The organism is Alkalibacterium indicireducens (assembly GCF_039522005.1).
GTDB classification, from domain to species: Bacteria; Bacillota; Bacilli; order Lactobacillales; family Carnobacteriaceae_A; genus Alkalibacterium; species Alkalibacterium indicireducens.
Map to the genome: position 1 here is coordinate 1 of NZ_BAAADA010000049.1, position 1,167 is coordinate 1,167.

Annotated in this window: 1 protein-coding gene; it reads right to left on the reverse strand. The window is 38.7% G+C overall.

The genetic code is table 11. The features are described from left to right. Window positions 1-117: 117 nt before the first annotated feature. Window positions 118-1,101, reverse strand: a complete 984-nt coding sequence (locus ABFX15_RS03700) for a cell wall-binding repeat-containing protein (RefSeq protein WP_346024156.1) — start codon at window positions 1,099-1,101, stop codon at window positions 118-120. Window positions 1,102-1,167: the final 66 nt, after the last annotated feature.

The following is a 1,167-nucleotide window of genomic DNA, read 5'->3' on the forward strand; positions in this document are numbered from 1 at the left end:
TCGTTTTTTTCTGAATTATTTGGTAAAATGTTAGCCATAAGACATCTCTCCTTGGAATGTTGGTTGTGACTCACATTCTACCAAAGAGAGCTGTCTTTTTCTTTACTTTTAAGCTGATTAATCTAAATAATCCTTATGATGTAAAGGATAGAACGGAGTTCTTAAGGGTGCGAAACTTGAGTTAATATCTTTAATATGTGTGTTCCATTGACTTAACTGGAAACTCGTATGTCCAAAACTTGTCGCAATCGATCTAAATGTATCTCCTCGTTCAACAGTATAGACTCCATTTGTATGAACTCTATTGATGACGATATTTTTTAAAACGTTTGCTGTGCTGGTCGGTATAGTCACCGTGCCACCCAGTATTACAAAATGGTCTAATTTATTATCTTTAGAATATGTTATTGCACTATCAATATCTCTATCACGATTACTTAGCAGAAGTACTCCGCTTCCTTCTCTAGAAGCAATAACGGATCCAGTAAGAACATCTGCAAATGCAGTTCCTGAACCTACGTACACTTTATTGTTTCGTAATCCCCAGTGTGACAAAACTCTTTTATTAACTTCATAGCGATCTCTCCCAGTTAACCGAGAAACATTAGTCACTCGATTTCTCAACTGTGCTTCTGTCGTTGCACTTACTGAGTCTGGTCCCCCGATAATACGCCAGTCCTGAACTGTACTTGTAATGCGATTTACTTCGGGGTGCAGTTCGTTAGCTCTTGTTAGCAAAATAGGTTGCTGGTATCTTCCTGCGACTGCGGATATACTAACAGCATCAGCATAAGCATCACCGTTTACCAGGTGAGCAGTAGATGGACCGCGTAATGAAATAAGTTCTTCAGCAATCATTCTTGATGTGTCATAACGGGTTTGACCCGCAATACGTCTAACAGATAGCCCTCTATTTTTTAAAGTTGTACTGATATGCTCAGGAACTGAGTTAGGACCTCCTAGAATAATGACCTTACTCGCTTTCAGACGACTTATTTCATTTAAAGTCTCGCTATCGATTCTAGTCCCGTTAACTAGTAGCATAGGTGCATTGTGGTACGCTGCTAGTTGTAGAAAAGCAAAATAATCCAGCCAGTAAATGTCACTTTATTCCGGCAGTTTTATTTAAGAAAATGAGGCAATTAAGCGACAGAATCTGTTTATTCC